The following is a 19,240-nucleotide window of genomic DNA, read 5'->3' as shown; positions in this document are numbered from 1 at the left end:
ACCTAGGTTCTAGGAAGTGCAAAGACGAGGTCGGGCTTCGCCCTGCGAGGACGCGACTTCGTCACTTCTAGAAAAGACTGAGACGGAAAGGAGTAAAAGATAGGACCTAGGTTCGAGGTACTAGGTCCTAGGAAAAGCTGAGACAGTAAAGCACAAGATGTAGCGCTGTTATCTTTAAGCTTTTCCTCGCAGGTGCGTAGCACCGACCTAGCTGTGAGCCTGCGAACGTCCTAGGACCTATCTCCTAGAGGTGAGCCTGCGAACGTCCTAGTATCTAGAACCTTCTCAGCTCTTACCTAAACGGTAATACCAAATCGATAGCGGTATAAAGATAACATTCATCACGGTGGTGAAGTTCCAACCAAAGCCACTTTGATGCAAAGTTCGTATAGTCTCTTTCGAGGCCGACCAATCTACATTCATATAGATCAAATCAATGATGATACCCGTCGCAAGTATACTCAAAAATAACAGAGCCCCTATCCAGCGTGCCGGTTTAGCCCCGTAGTATTTAGCATAAACTCCCAACATCGGAATGGTTAGTACATCAGCCAAGATAAATCCGATAACACCGCCAAACGAAATGCCGCCATGCCAAAGTGCTGCTGCTAATAATAAATTTCCCACAGAACACACATAGGCAATGACCGCGACAAAAATGCCCACCAGCACATCCAGTAAAGAGTGCAACCAAGCCGGTAGATTAACCTGACTACTAATGAATAACTCTCGCCACCAATCTGCTGGCACCAAGGCTATCAACACCGACGAAATCACCACACCGATGATGATATCTTTACCTATCATGCCTAAATCCATATAGAAATAGCCCGCACTGCGACGCACCTTATCCATATAGTGGGACTCTGTTGTTTTATTTTGTGCTGAATCGCTTCCAGACATATCGGCACCACATTTACCTGCGCCACACTTCATCTCTGCATCACTCTTATGTGAGTTTGAGTTAGGCGCAGGGTCTGAAGGCGCTTTAGCCATACCCGCCATATCTGCCCCACACTTCATCTCTGCATCATTCTTATGTGAGTTTGAGTTAGGCGCAGGGTCTGAAGGCGCTTTAGCCATACCCGCCATATCTGCCCCACACTTCATCTCTACATCATTCTTATGTGAGTTTGAGCTAGGCGCAGGATTTGTAGTTGCTTTAGCCATACCCGGCATTGCCGCACCGCACTTCATCTCTGTCGAAGCGCCTTTCTCTTCGGACTGTAATTTGTCACGCAATGCTCGAGACTGCGCCTTGGGATAGAAACGAAATATAAAGCCCACGATAACGACGAGCAATAGGCCACCACTTATCTCCCCCCACAAAAACTGCCAGCCCAGCAGCGAAACCAGCACGATAAACATTTCTAAAATCAGATTGGTACTCGCGACGAGAAATGCCATGGAATTGGCTAAGGTGGCATGCTTAATCAATAGCGTTTTAGACATGGATGCCGCAGCATAGGAGCAAGAGGAGGAAACCATACCTAAAAGAGTCGTCAGAACAAGACTTCTGCCATTGGTTTTACCTAGGTGTTTCACCACGACATCGAGAGGCAGAATGTTACGTAATACTGATGACAGCATTAATCCAAAGGCTAGCGGCCAATAAATCTGCCACACCATGCCACTAAGCGTACTAAGCACATGCCAGATTAGCTCGAATAAACTCTGTATCATATTCGCCTCTATCTATTAAGTTAGTTGGCTGTTATACGGGAGTATTGCTGACTAAAGCGATTCATTACCGCTAACAAGAGATACTAAGCTCTCCACAACAATACCTGTGATTATTCTAGTTGACCCTAGCTGTTTCATCGATTTTTAGCCGTTAAGTTTTATTATTAATAGATTTATCTAAAAACAAGGCTATATTGACGATCTGTTTTATCATTCTAGGCATATAGCCCATGAAACTTTTTATCGCCTCCGATCTACACGGATCTCTGTCTGCAACTAAAGCCATGCTCACCCGTTTTGAGCAATCCGGTGCTCGTTATTTGATTCTGCTCGGAGATCTGCTTAATCACGGCCCACGTAACGCTATCCCAGAGGGATACGACCCCGTTGCCTTGTCTGAGACACTGAATGCCTATGCAGATAAGATAATTGCTGTTCGTGGCAACTGCGACAGCGAAGTCGATCAGATGCTACTGCAATTCCCGATTACCGAGACATATGCTCAGATATTGATGCCGCAGATGCGCTTATTCTTAACCCATGGCCATGTTTATAGTCCTGATAAGCTACCACCACTGCAAGCGGGAGACGGTTTACTCTATGGCCACACCCATATTGCCGTAGCTGAATATCGCGACGATATATTGCTGTTTAATCCTGGCTCAACCACCATTCCGCGCAATGACAGCCGCGCCTCATACGGCTTGATCACTGACACCGAATGTCAGATCCGCGCACTCGACAACGATGAGCTTTTGCTAAGCTGTCCAATTCGCCACAGGTTGTAATAGATTCTAGGTCTTAGGAAAAGCTTAAAAAGTAGGTCCTAGGTCCTAGGTGCGAGGTTCTAGGACCTAGGAAAAGCTAAGACGGAAAGGATTAGAAGATAGGTTCGAGGTCCTAGGAAAAGCAACAGATAGGTCCTAGGGAAAGCTAAGACGGAAAAGCGACAGGCAAAAGATATCAAGCTCAATGGGTCAGCTTTTGAGATGCTTTTACGCTTTTCCTCGCAGCCAACTTGTTGGCGTCCTAGAACCTAGGTCCTAGTAGGTGCGCAGCACCGTCCTCGCAGCGAGCCTGCGAGCGCTCTATATTTAAGATAACAAAAAGCCCAGCATCTGCTGGGCTTTTTAGTCTTAGCGCATTAACGATATAACCCTAAGGCTATTTGTTAGCTTTCGCCGCTTTGGCTTCCGCTTTTACTGCTCTAGCTGCATCTCGCTCGCGCTTACTGAACATACGCTCAACAATCACGAAGAAGATTGGGATAAAGAAAATACCCATAAAGGTCGAGCTCATCATACCGCCAAGTACCGCAGTACCAATGGCGTTCTGGCTCCCTGAACCCACACCACTACTGATTGCTAACGGCACAACACCTAGTCCGAATGCTAGCGACGTCATCAAGATTGGACGTAAACGCACTCGAACCGCGTGTAAGGTTGCCTCAACGAGTCCAGCACCTTTCTCATAGTATTCTTTGGCGAATTCTACAATCAAGATAGCATTCTTAGTCGCTAGACCTACGGTGGTTAGTAGACCGACCTGGAAGAACACGTCGTTAGGTAAACCACGACCATTCATCGCAATCAAGGCACCGATAATACCCAGAGGTACAACGAGTACTACCGCAAATGGTACCGACCAGCTCTCGTATAGTGCAGCTAGTACAAGGAATACCACCACAATAGACAAGGCGTAAAGCATTGGCGCTTGGTTACCCGACAGACGCTCTTCATAAGAAAGACCGTTCCACTCGATACCAAATCCAGGTGGCAGCTTCTTAACCATAGCTTCAATATCATCCATTGCCGCACCAGTACTGTAACCTGGTGCTGTACCACCTTGAATGTTCATCGCAGGTAAGCCGTTGAAACGCTCTAGACGTGGAGAACCATATCCCCAAGTGCCTGAAGCAAAGGCAGAGAAAGGAACCATCTCACCTTTAGAGTTACGTACATACCAAGAATCAAGATCTTCTGGCTGCATACGGTACTCAGCTTCACCTTGAACGTATACTTTCTTAATACGGCCACGGTCGATAAAGTCATTAACGTAGTTACCACCCCAGGCAGTACCTAATACGCTGTTAACCGATTCAATATCGATACCTAAGGCTCGCAACTTACCATGATCGATATGAACTTGGTAAAGTGGTGCATCTTCTTGACCATTTGGACGTACGCCCACTAGGTTTGGATTCTGCGCTGCCATACCCAGCAACATGTTACGCGCTTCAACCAACTTTTCATGACCTTGGCCATTCTTATCCTGCAGGTAGAAATCGAAACCGTTAGCGGTGCCCAATTCGATTACCGCTGGCGGTACGAAGGCAAACACGAAGGCTTCTTTCATCTGCGAGAACTTGGCCATGGCACGGTTAGCAACTGACTGTACGTCTTGACCTGGATTCGAACGTTCAGACCAGTCTTTAAGACCGACGAACGCGAGACCCATGTTTTGACCCATACCCGCGAAGCTGTAACCGGATACGCTAAATACTGATTTAACGTTGGCACTTTCATCGTTTAGGAAGTAGTCAGACACTTGCTCAAGTACTTGTTTGGTTTCTTGCTGAGTCGAGTTGACAGGCAAAATAGCCTGAGTAAACAAGATCCCTTGGTCTTCGTCTGGCAGGAATGCTGTAGGCATACGCATGAAGATCCAACCCACGGCAACCGTGATAGCAAGGTAGACCATCATAGTGCGACCAGTACGCTTGATCATTGCCGCAACGTTAGCTTCATAACGAGACGTTAATGCATCAAACTTACGGTTAAACCAACCAAAGAAGCCCGTTTTTGCATGGCTTTCGCCCTTAGCAATTGGCTTAAGCATAGTGGCACACAGTGCTGGTGTCAGGATGATAGCAACCATTACCGACAGTGCCATCGCCGATACAATCGTGATTGAGAACTGACGGTAAATCACACCTGTTGAGCCCGACATAAATGCCATCGGAACAAATACAGCAGACAGCGTTAGACCAATACCCACCAGCGCGCCGGTGATCTGATCCATCGACTTCTTGGTGGCCTCAATTGGACTGAGCCCCTCCTCCTGCATCACACGCTCAACGTTCTCCACCACCACAATCGCGTCATCAACCAGAAGGCCAATTGCCAGTACCATAGCGAACATGGTTAAGGTGTTAATAGAGAAACCTGCTACAGCCAAAATTGCAAATGTACCCAATAGAACAACTGGCACTGCAATCGTTGGAATTAGCGTTGCACGGAAGTTCTGCAAGAACAGGTACATGATCAAAAATACTAACACCACAGCTTCGAGCAGTGTATATACAACACCTTCAATTGATTTCTCAACGAATGGTGTGGTGTCGTATGGATAAACCACTTCCATCCCTTCAGGGAAGAAAGGCTTCAGTTCGGCAATCTTTGCACGTACACCTTCAGCCGTAGCCAATGCGTTTGCACCCGTTGCTAACTGAATACCAATACCAGCTGCAGGCTTGCCGTTATAAAATGACTCAACTGCGTAGCTTTCAGCACCCAGCTCAACACGCGCCACATCTTCTAGGAACACCTTAGCGCCCGAAGTATCGGCTTTAATGATGATTTTTTGGAACTGTTCGGCCGTTTGTAGTCGGCTCTGAGCCGATACTGTCGCGTTTAGCTCTTGGCCCGGTAGCGATGGTGCACCACCTAACTGCCCCGCTGAAACCTGAGCATTTTGCTCTCGAATCGAGCTAATAACATCTTGGCTTGTTAGGTTAAATTGCGTCAATTTTAGTGGGTCAAGCCAGATACGCATTGCATACTGCGCACCAAATAGCTCAATAGTGCCCACACCAGGAACACGGCTTAGCGGATCCTGAATGTTTGAACCCACATAATCGGCAATATCATTTTTATCCAGTGAACCGTCTTCAGATACGAAGGCAGCTACCATCAAGAAACCAGCACTCGACTTAGTTACGTTAACACCCTGTGCCTGAACTTCTTGCGGTAATAGTGGCATAGCAAGCTGTAGCTTGTTCTGCACCTGTACCTGCGCGATATCAGGATCGGCTTCGGCGTTAAAGGTTAAGGTAATTTGCGCATTACCAAAGCTATCGCTGGTCGATGAAATGTAGCGCAGGTTATCAAGACCTGTCATTCGCTGCTCAATAACCTGAGTTACCGAGTCTTCCATCGTCTTAGCCGATGCACCAGGATAAACGGCGCTAATCACAACCGACGGCGGTGCAATACTCGGGTACTGAGATACGGGTAGGCCCACAATAGAGAGCACACCTGCCAGCATCACAATAATAGCGATCACCCATGCAAAAATAGGGCGATCGATAAAGAAACGTGCCATAACCCTATCCTATTTCTGTTGTGTTTCTGGTTTCTTATCAGCGGCCAAAGGTCCCGCTTTAACAGGGGCTCCAGGACGAATTTTTTGAAGGCCTTCAACGATTAGCTGTTCGCCTACTTTAAGGCCGCTGGTAATACGCCATTGATTGTCAATCACTTCAGCTGTAGTCACGATGCGCGCTGCAACCTTGCCATCTTCAATAACCATAGCCACAGCCTGTCCCTTAGTATTACGAGTGATGGCTTTTTGTGGGACAAGAATCGCTTCAGGATCGGTACCCGTATTCAATACTGCACGTACATACATGCCAGGCATCAACACACCGTCTGGGTTTGGAAATTCTGCACGGATAATCACCGAACCGGTATTTTCGTTGACCGTCACCTCAGCAAACTGCAACACACCAGTATGATGGTACGGAGTACCGTCTTCTAAAATCAGCTCAACATTGGCATTTGCCGCAGCCTCAATTTGACCACGCTTTAGCTGAGACTTAAGACGCAGCATCTGCGTGCTTGACTGAGCGATATCGATATTCATTGGGTCAAGTTGCTGAATCGTCGCCAAGGTTTGGCTCTGATTTGCGGTAACAAGTGCACCAGCAGTCACATCAGACTTACCGATACGGCCAGAGATTGGCGCCGTTACCTTGGTGTACTCTAGATTAATTTGAGCAGTATTAATATTCGCTTCAGCAACCGTTACACGTGCTAGAGCTTCTTTGTAAGCCGCATCCGCTTCATCATAATCTTGCTCACTGATTGAGTTAAGCTTGACTAGTTTTTCAAAACGCAGTGCCTTTGCTTTAGCCGAAACGAGACCCGCTTGCGCACTCTTAAGATCGGCTTTAGCACTAACGAGTGCTGCTTCGTAGGTTGATGGCTCGATCTGATATAAAGATTGTCCTTTTTCGACATCCCTACCTTCAACAAAACCACGTTCCATAATAATACCGCTTACCTGTGGACGCACTTCAGCCTCTAAATAAGACTTACTACGACCCGGTAATTCAACCATGATTGATTGAGGCTTAGCAGCAATAGTTATAACCCCCACTTCCATTGGTCCACGCTGTTGCGGCCCCTGTTCAGGTTTTTGCTCACAGCCACTTATCCATAACGCCACACTTAAAACAGAGGCAATTTTCACTATTTGCCGCATGAGAACTCCTAATAAAAGCCATCTACTCGGTAATATTTTTTGAAAGCAGAAAGTGCCATCAAATCCACCTTTGGAAGCATAAATTGTTGTCGAATATTTAACGCACCTTTATCTCACAATGTCCATGAGTCAACAAGGAGAACTCCTAGTTTAAATTGTAAGGTAATGAAAATTTTTACATGAAATCAGCCGCATATGTTTAATAGTTGTTAATGGGTGGGTGTATAAACACAGTTTGTTAACTCAGCGTTCGAACAAGTATGATTAACAATTAAAGCATTAACATTAATCTAGTATTACTCGTTAATTTAAAAGGTTTTTATGCCGACTAACTCATCTCAAAATACAGGTTTTAGTTTAAACACGATTATCACCAACACTGCAGGCTAAGACTCTACTGATATCGGCTAGGCTACGACCCGATTCTTGCTGCCAGTGGTTAAACACGCTCTGCACCTGCTTCAATCCTGCCTTAGAGCTAAAGCCGTAATCCACGAGGCCGTGGCTCTTCAAATACCCTTGCACATCAGCCGTTAATAGAAAGGTGTCCTTGCCCATAGAGCGTAGGAAGTAAGGGCCAGTGTTACCACCGAGCCTAGCACCTTTACGTTTAAGCTCGGCCCAAAGTCCGGTAATATCTTCACTCGGCCAGTCTGCAATAAACTTGGCGAAACTGCCGTGCTCACCCGCAAGATCATTCACCATATGGGCATTGTCATAGATCGCCATGGTTTTTTTGAGGTGGCGGATCAATTTAGGATCACTTGCGCGATCTTGTAACTGTTCCGGCGACAACATCAGCACTTTAAATGGCTCAAAGCCAAAGAAGGCTTTCTCATATTCCGGCCAATTGGCTTCGACAATCCGCCATACAAAACCACTCTGAAACACCTTCTTGCTGATCTCAGATAACAGAACAGCATCGGAAAATTGTTCTATCTCTTCGCTGCGAAGGCCTGTCGGTAACAGGCTTCCTAGGCTTTGGTCGCCCCCTTTTCGCTGCGATGCTCTGGCATAGATAGCAGCAAACGATTCAATTTTGCTCATACTTTTCACTCTTCAAAATTAGAGATTAAATAAATTAAGCCATCCCTTATATTCACTAAACAGTTGAAGCGGCATATCTTTATCACTCAAAGATCTGAATAGCCCAGAGCCCCCACCGTCACTGACATTGAGAGTCCCAGTGTTAACGACTAGAGTTAATAATAACCTTTGCATTTAACGAACCCTCATCGGCTATGGATCTGTATTACCATCCGCTGGCACGCCAGTCACAAAAAACGCTTATTGCTCTCTATGAGAAACAGGCAAGCTTCAACCCGCACATCATCGACCTTGGCGACGCTTTTAGTAGACGCAGTTTTCAGCAACTTAATGCTGCGTCTAAACTGCCACTGTTACACGTACGAGCTGGAGAGTCATTTAACGACGCCAGCATTATTATCGAATATATAGACAACTATATTAGCTCCGGCACCCAACTTATCCCAATAGACAAGACTCAAGCCCTGTATGTCAGGCTCTATGATAGGTTAAGCGACAACCAACTAGACAGAGAGATTGATGCCTGGTTACAGGCCGTTAGATCCAGCAATAATCAGCTCTACACCAAGCGGTTAGAAAGGGCGATGCTGACTAGCTTAGAACATTTTGATCGCCGCCTAGCCAATAACCACTGGGTTTGTGGCGAAAGCTTTTCCCTCGCCGATTGTGCATTCATCCCCTGCCTGAAAACACTGGAGAGTCGACTGCAATTGTTAGACTATGAACACATTGGTCGCTACTGGATCCAAGCCAAGTTACGCGGTTCAGTAAACCAAGTGATAGAAGAGATCGAGCTCACCCTCGCCACAACAGGCCAAAATGAGCAGGTAGTGCACACTTAACTCGCCGCTCTAAATTCTATCGGCTCCCCCGTAGGGCTTGGGAGGTTGCACTCTTTCTTAAGCTGCAAAAAACTCTTCCACTTAATCACCTCTGGCGGCAATTGAGGTGCAGGCTCATTAAAGCCCACTTCTTCAAGCATGGTAGTGATAGCCACTTGCTTGCGCTTACAGACAAATACGCCACGCACATGAGCAATACAATGTAAGCCGCGCTCACTGACGAAGCGCTGTTCAATATAGAAATACTTTTCATCCCACCCCACCAGCTTGGTTTCAATTTCAAACTTAGCGAACGGCTTGATGTCGCGGATATAGGTAAATTCCGCAGCGTTAACGATAGGCATCCAGCCTAACGTTAAGAAACGTTTCAAGAAGCCCATCTCGGCCATCATATAGGTACGCGCGAGATCCATAAACGCGGGATAACGAGAATTAGTCAGGTGGAAATTGATATCACAATCTGTCGGCAGTGCGCGATATGCCAAGCGGCTAGTGCCTAAGAAGTCGATCTTGTTGCAGTGGCGCTTACGCCAAAGAAATAACCAAATAAGCCTAAAATAGAGATTCATTGATGACTCACAGCTTGCAACCTAAATATGAAGCGCAAGGCTAGCAGAGGTCATACCTGATAACAAGTGTGAACTGACGCATGTAAAAAAGGCGCTTTAAGCGCCTTTTTTACAGATGGATATCGACAGTTAATACTAATCGAGGTTGTTATTAACCATTAATACCACTGTGTCTTAACAGCGCATCGGTTTGCGGCTCACGACCACGAAAACGTTTGAATAGCTCCATTGGCTCTTCGCTACCGCCCATCTCTAAGATGTTTTCAAGGAAGCGCTGTCCAGTTTCTGCATTGAAGATCCCCTGCTCTTCGAACAGTGAGAAGGCATCGGCCGATAACACTTCCGCCCACTTATAGCTGTAATAACCCGCCGCGTAACCGCCCGCAAAGATATGGGCAAAGCTATGTTGGAAACGGTTGAACTCTGCCGCCTCGATTACCGCAACCTCTTGACGAACCTCATCGAGTTTTTGCTGGATCTCGGCGCCTTTAGCAGGATCAAACTCTAGGTGCATTTTAAAGTCGAATAGTGAGAACTCAAGTTGACGTAACATCATCATGCCTGACTGGAAGTTTTTCGCCGCTAACATCTTGTCTAACATAGCTTTAGGTAATGGCTCGCCAGTTTCGTAATGGCCAGAGATCTCGGCCAACGCCTCCTCCTCATAGCACCAGTTCTCCATAAACTGGCTTGGCAGCTCAACCGCGTCCCAAGGTACACCGCTAATCCCCGATACGCCGCCCACATCGATTTTGGTCAGCATATGATGAATACCATGGCCAAACTCGTGGAATAGAGTCGTGACTTCATCATGAGTAAACAGCGCAGGCTTACCCGCCACTGGCGCGTTAAAGTTACAGGTTAAATAGGCCACAGGATCTTGTAAGCCATTTTCTGTCATGCGGCGCGCACGGCAGTCATCCATCCATGCACCGCCACGCTTACCTTCACGAGCATAGAGATCGAGATAAAAACTGCCGCGATGCTCATTGTTACTGTCGGTAATATGAAAGAAGCGCACATCTTTATGGTAGCTGTCGAACTCTTTTTGCTCTTCGACTTTCAAACCAAATAGACGTGATACCGTATAGAACAGACCCGATAAGACTTTATCTTCAGGGAAGTATGGACGCAGCAGTTCTTGTGAGATCTCATACCTATGGTGCTTTAGCTTTTCAGCGTAGAAGCTTAGATCCCATGGCTCGAGCTCTGTCACTCCACACTCTTTTTCAGCAAACTCTTTTAGCTCTGCCAGCTCTGTCTCGCCTTGCGACTTAGAGCGGGCCGCCAATTCGGTTAGGAAGTCTAAGACTTGTGCTGGTGACTCAGCCATCTTAGTCGCCAGTGATTTATGAGAAAAGCTATCGAAGCCTAATAGATTCGCTAACTCATGGCGCAAAACTAAAATTTCATCCATCAAGGGACCATTATCGAACTCACCGGCATTCGGACCCTGATCCGACGCGCGGGTGATAAAGGCACGGTAGCACTCTTCACGAAGCTCGCGATTTTCACTGTACATCATTACTGGCAGGTAGGACGGAATATCCAGGGTAAACAACCAGCCGTCTAGCTCCTTGGATTCTGCCATCGCCTTAGCTGCTGCAGTTGCTGATTCAGGCAAACCTTTAAGATCGGCTTCATCGGTGATCAGCTTAGTCCAAGCTTGCGTGGCATCGAGTAACTGATTAGAAAAGTTGCTGGTTAGCTCTGACATACGCTTAACCAATTCACCGTAGCGCAACTTGTCGCTATCGCTTAGACCAATGCCCGATAATTCAAAGTCTCGCAGGCTGTTTTCGATAAGCTTCTTCTGCGCTTGTGAATAATGAGCAAACTCTGCAGATTCAGCCAGTGATTTGTAAGCTTGATACAAGCCCTGATGCTGACCGACAAAGGTACCGTATTCAGATAATAGAGGTAAGCAAGCATCATGAGCCTTGCGCCACTCTTCATTACTCACCACCGAATTCATATGCGAAATAGGCGACCAGATCTTGCCTAGCAGATCATCCGTCTCCTCTAGCGGTGCCACAAGGTTATCCCATGTAAACTCACCTTGATGCTTGAGCACCTCTTCGATTTTTTGGCGACAATCGGCAATACCTTGCTCGACAGCGGGCTGAATATGTTCTGGCTTAATACTTGAAAAAGGCGGTAGCTTGGCGCTGCTTAGCAAAGGATTGCTCATCAATGATTCCTTAACATTCTATGTTGATAGTTAAGAGATAAGGGCTAACGAGTGGTTATTCAATATTTAGCCCATTATTCTTTGGAAATAATGTCAGCTCTAACAGCTAAAAACAGCTTTATCTAGGATCTAGATCAAATTTCGCCCGTGCAAACTTTACACAATATTGATATTGTAAACCACGTCGCAAATACGTCCCATTATCATTTACATTCAGCAATTAAAAACTACTATGTCAAGGGTCACTTTCTTTCGCCAATATTTCGAGTCTAACAATGAACAAAACCAGCTTATACACAGCATTAGTAACACTATTAATCAGCCCTTTAGCCTTTGCAGATGACGCGGTAAGCATCGATGACTCCCACACTATTAAAGTCATTGAGCAGCTACCTTCAGACGATAGCGGACAAGTTCAAGGGCTTATCGATCTTGGTTGGGACTCAAAATACATCTCAGAAGGCCGCAACAATCTAGAAAAAGGCGGCATCTATTGGGCAACCGCAGCGGTACAAAAAGACAACTTTAATATTTATGCCACCGTGGGCCGTGGTGATAGCCAACACTATACCGAATGGAATTTTGGTATTGAGTATGGCTTCGATCTTAGTGAAAACTTAAGCGGTAGTATCGGCTATCAGCGCCTAGAGTTTTATGGCGACGAACGCGCTTATGACAACGAGCTGTTTAGCTCACTAGAATACACCGCCGTTGATTGGTTAGTGCCCTCTGTTAGCTACACTTATTCGACCGAAGCTGCTGGCTACTTTGTCGAAGTTAGCCTACACAGTAACTGGGAGCTGGCTGACGGCTTAAGCGTTAGCCCGTATGTTACTCAAGGTTTTGATTTTCAGTATGTCACCGAAGACCATGATGGCCCTAACCACTTTCAGTTTGGTGTAGAAGCCGAGTACCTATTACCTAATAACTTCGTTGTGTCTGGGCATATCAGTCACACTATCGCTCAAGAAGATATTAAGCTTGAGGCGCGTAATGATGGTATCACTGGCAGCCTTGATGAAACCTTTGCCGGCCTACACTTAAGCTGGAATTTCTAGCCGACGGTTTCTAGTTAACCGTCTCTAATTAACGGCCTCTAATTAACTGCTTCTAGTTAACCCCCTCTAGTTAACAAGAGTTAGCTATACTAACAGCTCATAGCTAACTGCTTTCGCTCTTGCTTAATAACGCCAATTTAGGCAAGAGTGAAGCCGCGCCACCTTATCGATTACACGGACAGTAATCTCGATTAAAAGGAACAGGGAATGTTACTTCTATTGCGCCTAGTCATAGGCATGTTTGTCATATTTTATAGCCAGAGCTGCTTTAGCAGCGACCCCGATACCTCCTCACTTGTCTTAGGCAGCGTGCTTAACGATAAGGGGCAGCCTATCGAGATCCCAAGCAAGCCCCAAAGCGACTTTAATTATTCGCCGCCAACCATTGAAGAGTCCAAGCGCTCCTCAACGCAAGCCCGCGTGGCGAAGAAGAGTCCACCTAAGAAAGACAAGAGTCGCAAGCAACAACTCGCCAGTCGCAACAGCGTAGCCAACGACCCAGGTTGTCGCTGGCTTAACGGCCGCATGAACAGCCTAGAGCGCCACCTTAGCGCTGGGGTGAACTCTCGCAATCGCCACTACCAGACAGAACTTAACATCAGGCAAGATGAGTGGCAGTGCATGAAATGCGGCGCAGAAGGCCCCAAGCAGAGTGACCACGCCTCTTGCCAATACCGGCGCTAACCCTATCGCAAACCATAGAATAGTTTAGCCTTGACTAATAAATTTGAAGACCACTTAAATCATCCCGATATAGTGAACAGACTAGCGATATTTTTAATGCTCAGAAATATCATCTAATTCTGTCAATTTGTCATCGGATAAGGTCTGGTTCAAATAAAATTTTACCTCTACAATGGCTAATCTTGATTTAGCAAATGTGGCCAGAAAGTTAGTTCGTTTCTTGGATCATCGCTTTTTGATCTAACAAGCGTATTAATGATAATTACAGGTACGAAGGCCCATATTCGTTTGCTTTTGTCCATCGGTTCGCAACTTTTATTGGAGATACACATGGCTCAACATTTTGATTATATCTGCCTTGGTGCAGGTAGTGGCGGTATTGCATCGGCTAACAGAGCCGCCATGCGCGGCGCAAAAGTGCTACTTATCGAAGCAAAAGAGCTAGGTGGCACCTGTGTAAATGTAGGTTGCGTACCGAAAAAGGTGATGTGGTATGGCGCTCAGGTTGCCGAAGCTATGCACCTTTACGCTAAAGATTATGGTTTCGACGTGACCGTGAATAAGTTTGACTGGAGCACCCTTGTTGCCAGTCGCGAAGCCTATATCGACCGTATCCACGGCTCATATGATCGCGGCCTAGAGAGCAATGGCGTTACCCTTGTTCGTGGTTACGGTCGTTTTGTCGACAGCAGCACCATCGAAGTGAATGGCGAGCACTACAGCGCCGACAATATCTTGATCGCCACAGGCGGCGCAGCCACCATTCCAAATATTCCTGGCGCCGAGCACGGTATCGACTCAGATGGTTTCTTCGCATTAGCCGAGCAACCAAAACGCGTTGCGGTGATTGGTGCAGGCTACATTGCCGTTGAAGTGGCTGGCGTACTGCAAGCTCTAGGTAGCGATACTCACCTGTTTGTGCGTAAGCACGCCCCACTACGTAACTTTGACCCTATGCTAAGTGAAGCGCTGATGGAGTCTATGGCCACTGACGGCCCTACGCTGCATACTCACAGTGTGCCTGAGTCGGTCACCAAAAACAGTGATGGTAGCTTAACCCTTAAAATTGAAAATGGCGAAAGCTATGATATCGACTGCCTGATCTGGGCTATTGGTCGTCAGCCATCAACAGCAAACATCGGCCTTGAAAACACCAAGGTTAAGCTAGACGAAAAAGGCTATGTGATCACCGATGAGCAGCAAAATACCACGGACACGGGCATTTACTGTGTTGGTGATATCATGGCGGGCGGCGTAGAGCTAACGCCTGTCGCAGTTAAAGCGGGCCGTTTACTGTCAGAGCGCCTATTTAACGGCATGACAGACGCCAAGATGGATTACAGCTGCATTCCAACTGTCGTATTTAGCCACCCAGCCATCGGCACCATGGGGTTAACCGAGCCTGAAGCCAAGGCTGAGTACGGCGAAGATAACGTGACGGTATACACCTCAGGCTTCACCTCTATGTACACAGCAGTAACCGCTCATCGTCAGGCTTGTAAGATGAAACTAATCTGCGCCGGCGATAACCAGAAGGTCGTGGGTATTCACGGCATAGGTTACGGTATGGATGAAATTCTACAAGGCTTCGGCGTAGCGATGAAGATGGGCGCAACTAAGGCAGATTTCGATGCGGTTGTGGCTATCCACCCAACTGGATCTGAGGAATTTGTCACCATGAGGTAATTAGTTGATTACAAATAAAAAAGCCGCTTATTAAGCGGCTTTTTTGTATCTAAAACTTAAGGTCATATGTCAGTAAATCCTTTTACTGACATAGAGCTAATACGCCAAACGGCGCTAACAATATACCTGTTAGTTCGGCGTATTCAGTCTTGCTTGAATTGCTAGCTTAACTTCTTCTTGGGCTAACAAGGCTTCCTCTTGTTCTTTATCACGCATTAGCGCATCGAAGGCTACACGCGCTTCTTGTGCAAGTTCAGATGCTGCAAGTTTGGCTTCTTTCGCCTTCATCGAATCATCTGTTAACTGGCGTAGCTGCTCGATGATCTCATCGGGTGCATCACCTAACTCTACACTCGACTCTCCACGGGCTAACGCTTCTCTACGCAATTGCTTTTTCAGCATCCAGATTGCATCATTGGCTTCACGCTCTAAATCCGCTGCATTAATCGCTTTATCACGTAAAGCTTCAAAACGTGCCAGTGCCTGACCTTCTTTACTCCAAGGATCAACATCGGGTAGATCTGAAATATTGATCACAGGATCCACATAGTTATCTTGATGGCTTAAATCTAACATCGCCGCCTTAACGCCTGAGATCATCAGCATCACCGCAATAATCAATAGCGGTAAACCACCGACAATGGCCGCTGTTTGCAATGTGGCTAAACCGCCCATAAACATCAGTGCCGAAGGCATAAATGATAGGGTGAAAGCCCAGAACAAACGGTTCCAACGCATTGGATCTTCAGTTACGTTAGTTTGCACAACTGACGCCAAAATATATGAGATAGAGTCAAACGTTGTCGCAGTGAAAATCACACATAACAGAGTAAATAGTGCGATGATCAATGTACTAAATGGCAGCGTTTCTAAAATTGCGAAGATTGCGCGAGTCGCGCCCTCTGCATTAAGAATGCTCACCACATCTAATTGACCAGATAACTGCAGTGATAAACCGTAGTTACCAAGAATGATGAAGTACATAGAGCAACCTAGTGAACCGAAGAATACGGCACCAGACACCATCTGCTTAATCGTTCTACCACGTGAAATACGCGCAACAAATAGACCCATGCTAGGTGCAAAGACTAACCACCACGCCCAGTAGAAAATGGTCCAGTCTTGTGGGAAATGCGTGTCTTCAAAGGTACCCATACCACCAAAAGGCTCTGCCCAAGTCGCCATAACAAAGAAGTTAGACAACATACGACCGATTGAATCTAAGCCTGTTTCCAACATGAAGATTGTTGGGCCACAAACCAGTACAAACAGTAGTAAGCCTAGGGCACCCCAGAAGTTAATATTACTTAAAATCTTAATGCCTTTGTCCATCCCCATGTAAGAAGAGTAAGCAAAGATAGCAGTACATACCATCAGCACTAAAATTTGGCTGCCAGTCGTCGCAGGGATACCAAACAGGTAACTAATGCCTTCGTTAATCAGTGGTGCCGCTAAACCTAAGGTGGTTGCCGCTCCGCCCAATAGGCCGAAGATAAACAGAATGTCGATCACTTTACCTAGCTTACCAAAGCTATTGGCTTCACCAATAACAGGCATTAAAGCAGCAGAGACTTTTAATACAGGCTGTTTACGTACATAGAAGAAGTAAGCGATTGGAATAGCTGGGATCATATAGATACACCAAGCAATGGGTCCCCAGTGGAACAGACCATAAGTGGCAGCCCAACGTACCGCTTCTTCACTACCCGCTTCTAACTGAAAAGGCGGATTTTGGTAATAATAGGCCCACTCAATGGTGCCCCAGTACAAAATACTGGCACCGATACCGCCACAAAATAACATTGCCGCCCAAGACGCCAGTGCAAATTCAGGCTTTTCATCAGGATCACCCAGTTTGATCTGACCGATATCAGAGAAAACGATATAGATCATGAAGAAAAATGCCGCTAAACCCAGACCCAAATAAGCAAAGCCTAGTTTGTCTGTCATAAATGTTTTAGCAACTGCAATCCATTCAGCCCCTTCAGCTGGAAACAACAGTAAGGGAATAACAACTGCACAAAGCAGTAATAGTGCGCCGAAAAATGTCGGCTTATCGATAAGCTCGAAGTGTTTTTTCATTTTTATTGTCCGCAATAACTAAATACAGATTTGATTAAGTGCACGCCACAAGGACCTAGCCGCGTAAAAAGCAGGTAGGTTCTATACTAAGTCGAAGAGTATGAATATTGTGTGTGAACCGTTCTTTTTGTAAACCTAATAACACCCGAAAGTTGCCCAAATTAAGATTAAGATAGGCTTAGGATAAAATAATGTTAATCAGGCTGTCTGTCGACAAACTTATCTCTCGAATCAATCCAAATTGTGATGCAAATCTCACATGTAAATAAGCGAACATTATCTAAGGATTATTAATGCCGCATAAGTAGGCTAAACGGCTTGCCAACGGTGTCTATGGGTCATTTTGTTCACAGATAAATGTGATGTTTATTTTAGCGGCAATGTAGGGCTGGGAGTTGAGCGAAAACGAAGCGGCTACGATGGGGAGCATTAGGGTAAAAATTAGGAAAAAGATAAAGAGGTTGGCACGATAGTAATCGTGCCAACCATGCAATCATAAGCTTAAGCGGCGTTACGCTTTTTATACACCACACAGAAATTACCACGTTTAGTGCGGCATTTTGAGCAGCGCTCACAATCTACTTCCGCTCTACGGCCATCTGACCAACGCTTTATGAGCTGTGGCTCGGCAAGCAAAGGTCTTGAAAGCGCAAAGAACTGAATATTGGTGGTCGCCGCGATCTCTTCGATGGCACAGAAATCGGCAAGTCCGCCAACGGTAATAATTGGTAGATTTACCTCTTGGCTTATAACGGCGCCATATTCACGGAAGTAGCCTTCCTGTTGAATAGCGTGACCGTCAAACGACTCACCGACTACCGTACAGGCGTTACCATGAATGTTGCCAGAAATTATAATGGCATCAACACCTACCGACTCTAGCTTCTTACAGATAAGACGAGTTTCATCAAAAGTTAAGCCACCGTCGAAAAACTCCGATGCGGTTAACTTGACTAAAATAGGATAACTCTCGCCAACTCGCTTTCTGATCTCGGTGTAAATATCCAGCAAGAAACGCATACGGTTCTCAAGGCTGCCGCCGTATTCATCTTCACGCTGATTATAGTAGGGACTCAAGAACTGGTTAATCAGGTAAGTGTGCGCCGCATGGATCTCAACGCCATCAAAGCCGGACTCTTGGGCTCTGCGGCTCGCCAGTGCAAATGCTGAGGCGATATAGTCTATCTCAGTTTTGGTCATTGGCTTACCCAGTGTTTGGGTGCCGCGCTCTGCCACTGCACTCGGGGCGAAGATCACTCGCTCACCCACATTGTAGGTGGTCTTAGTGCCGCCATACGCCAGCTGCATAACGATTTTCGAATCATACTTATGCACTAACTCGGTCAGCTTCTGGTATTCAGCGATAAACGAGTCGTTATACATACCCATCATGCCAGCATTGGGCTTCTCTTCGGCGACAATATTGGCATAGCCCGTGACAATCAATCCCACCTCGCCTTTAGCCAGCTCTTCATACACCGAATATAACTTGTCGGTCATATGGCCATCTTCCGTCGCCATATTTTCCCAAGTCGCGCTTCTCACAAAGCGGTTTTTCAGTGTCATCTTGCCAATCCGGGCGGGTGAAAACAAAGTGCTCAAGTGCAATCCTCTTAAAAATCAATTTATACCAATCGCTGTTGCAGATTGGTATGTCGGCTATCCACCAGCCTTGCCAAAGATCAAAAACACAACAGCCATGCAATAAGGCATGGCTGTCAGATAGCTAATGTTTAATGTGTCATCGCTGAATTCTTCGTGCGACACCTCGTTTAAAAGGCACAACAAGCGGCAGATACTGGATATTACCTGCAAAACAGAGCAAAGTCCTTAATCTAGATTAAGCTTCTGGCTTTTCATCTTGCTGTAGGCACTAAAGCATTAAGTTACTATGGCTGAAATAGAGATCTTTTA

The 19,240-nt window shown here is 46.2% G+C and carries 13 protein-coding genes; 5 read left to right on the top strand and 8 right to left on the bottom strand.

The features are described from left to right. Positions 1 to 285: 285 nt before the first annotated feature. A complete protein-coding gene (locus SHAL_RS01010; RefSeq protein WP_012275333.1) occupies positions 286 to 1,683 on the bottom strand; it encodes a permease in 1,398 nt (465 codons plus the stop codon). A gap of 230 nt (positions 1,684 to 1,913) precedes the next feature. On the opposite strand from SHAL_RS01010, the gene yfcE reads away from it, so the two are divergent. Beyond that, positions 1,914 to 2,471 (top strand): phosphodiesterase, encoded by a 558-nt coding sequence (gene yfcE, locus SHAL_RS01005; RefSeq protein ID WP_012275332.1) that lies wholly within the window; start codon positions 1,914 to 1,916, stop codon positions 2,469 to 2,471. A gap of 376 nt (positions 2,472 to 2,847) precedes the next feature. Here the strand turns inward: yfcE and SHAL_RS01000 are convergent, their stop codons facing one another. From SHAL_RS01000 to SHAL_RS00990, 3 genes are all read right to left on the bottom strand, one after another. Beyond that, on the bottom strand, positions 2,848 to 6,006 hold the full coding sequence (locus SHAL_RS01000) for an efflux RND transporter permease subunit (protein WP_012275331.1): 3,159 nt from the start codon (positions 6,004 to 6,006) through the stop codon (positions 2,848 to 2,850). Positions 6,007 to 6,015: 9 nt separating this feature from the next. Further along, positions 6,016 to 7,167, bottom strand: a complete 1,152-nt coding sequence (locus SHAL_RS00995; protein ID WP_012275330.1) for an efflux RND transporter periplasmic adaptor subunit — start codon at positions 7,165 to 7,167, stop codon at positions 6,016 to 6,018. A gap of 357 nt (positions 7,168 to 7,524) precedes the next feature. Beyond that, positions 7,525 to 8,214 carry a DNA-3-methyladenine glycosylase I gene (locus tag SHAL_RS00990; RefSeq protein WP_012275329.1) on the bottom strand — a complete coding sequence of 230 codons (690 nt, stop codon included), beginning with the start codon at positions 8,212 to 8,214 and terminating at the stop codon, positions 7,525 to 7,527. 194 nt (positions 8,215 to 8,408) lie between these two features. Between SHAL_RS00990 and SHAL_RS00985 the strand changes: the two genes are divergently transcribed. Beyond that, positions 8,409 to 9,056 carry a glutathione S-transferase family protein gene (locus SHAL_RS00985; protein ID WP_012275328.1) on the top strand — a complete coding sequence of 216 codons (648 nt, stop codon included), beginning with the start codon at positions 8,409 to 8,411 and terminating at the stop codon, positions 9,054 to 9,056. Here the strand turns inward: SHAL_RS00985 and SHAL_RS00980 are convergent. Then, entirely contained in the window at positions 9,053 to 9,625 is a 573-nt protein-coding gene (locus SHAL_RS00980; RefSeq protein WP_012275327.1) for a thioesterase family protein, read from the bottom strand. The genes SHAL_RS00985 and SHAL_RS00980 overlap by 4 nt on opposite strands. A gap of 151 nt (positions 9,626 to 9,776) precedes the next feature. Then, the gene (gene prlC, locus SHAL_RS00975; RefSeq protein WP_012275326.1) at positions 9,777 to 11,816 is read right to left on the bottom strand and encodes an oligopeptidase A; all 2,040 of its coding nucleotides are present in this window, start codon (positions 11,814 to 11,816) and stop codon (positions 9,777 to 9,779) included. A 275-nt stretch (positions 11,817 to 12,091) separates the two neighbouring features. Here prlC and SHAL_RS00970 point away from each other — a divergent pair, with 275 nt between their 5' ends. The 3 genes from SHAL_RS00970 (at position 12,092) to gorA (ending at position 15,244) form a co-directional block, all read left to right on the top strand. Then, complete coding sequence (locus SHAL_RS00970; protein ID WP_012275325.1) at positions 12,092 to 12,874, top strand: outer membrane beta-barrel protein; 783 nt, start codon at positions 12,092 to 12,094, stop codon at positions 12,872 to 12,874. A gap of 207 nt (positions 12,875 to 13,081) precedes the next feature. Then, a complete protein-coding gene (locus SHAL_RS00965; protein ID WP_012275324.1) occupies positions 13,082 to 13,558 on the top strand; it encodes a hypothetical protein in 477 nt (158 codons plus the stop codon). 330 nt (positions 13,559 to 13,888) lie between these two features. Beyond that, positions 13,889 to 15,244, top strand: a complete 1,356-nt coding sequence (gorA, locus tag SHAL_RS00960) for a glutathione-disulfide reductase (protein ID WP_012275323.1) — start codon at positions 13,889 to 13,891, stop codon at positions 15,242 to 15,244. A 129-nt stretch (positions 15,245 to 15,373) separates the two neighbouring features. Here the strand turns inward: gorA and SHAL_RS00955 are convergent, their stop codons facing one another. Together SHAL_RS00955 and SHAL_RS00950 are read right to left on the bottom strand one after the other, a co-directional pair. Further along, entirely contained in the window at positions 15,374 to 17,326 is a 1,953-nt protein-coding gene (locus tag SHAL_RS00955) for a BCCT family transporter (protein ID WP_012275322.1), read from the bottom strand. A 501-nt stretch (positions 17,327 to 17,827) separates the two neighbouring features. Then, on the bottom strand, positions 17,828 to 18,919 hold the full coding sequence (locus SHAL_RS00950) for an NADH:flavin oxidoreductase (protein ID WP_223296268.1): 1,092 nt from the start codon (positions 18,917 to 18,919) through the stop codon (positions 17,828 to 17,830). Between the last annotated feature and the right edge of the window lie 321 nt (positions 18,920 to 19,240).

Origin of the sequence: Shewanella halifaxensis HAW-EB4, assembly GCF_000019185.1 — a bacterium.
GTDB lineage: Bacteria > Pseudomonadota > Gammaproteobacteria > Enterobacterales > Shewanellaceae > Shewanella > Shewanella halifaxensis.
The sequence above is the reverse complement of the archived record's forward strand: the minus strand, read 5'-3'. Positions and strand labels throughout refer to the sequence as shown.